The organism is Lysinibacillus sp. VIII_CA (genome assembly GCF_049943995.1).
In the GTDB taxonomy this organism is placed as follows: domain Bacteria; phylum Bacillota; class Bacilli; order Bacillales_A; family Planococcaceae; genus Lysinibacillus; species Lysinibacillus pinottii.
The window spans coordinates 1-334 of sequence record NZ_JBNFXM010000096.1; the positions used below are offsets into that span (position 1 = coordinate 1).

Below are 334 nucleotides of genomic sequence, written 5' to 3' on the forward strand. Positions count from 1 at the left end.
TAATTGGCGCATTTGCATCAGACACTTTGAGATAATCCTCAATAAACAGAGCATATGACATTTTGGAGCCTAGCATCACATAAGGATATAGGCCATCTGGAGTGACAGTTGATTCTGCACTTAAGACCTTGCGTTTATCTGCAAGTGTTGTGATTGGTTCACCATCACTGCCGATCACTCTCGTTTTTCTGTGCTCATCTAATAGGGCTTTTAGTTCGGCTTCACTTGTTATCCTGTTTTTATCCACTGACGCAGTTTTTGCCTTTGTACTTGAACTATTCGTTGGTTTCTTGGTTGCTTGCGCAGCTTTTTTCACCACTGGTAGTACCTTTTC

The 334-nt window shown here is 41.6% G+C and carries 1 protein-coding gene; it reads right to left on the reverse strand.

Features of this window, described 5'->3' with window-relative positions:
• Positions 1–334: hypothetical protein (locus tag ACP3VS_RS24375; protein WP_426390308.1), on the reverse strand; the 334-nt coding region annotated here is incomplete at both ends.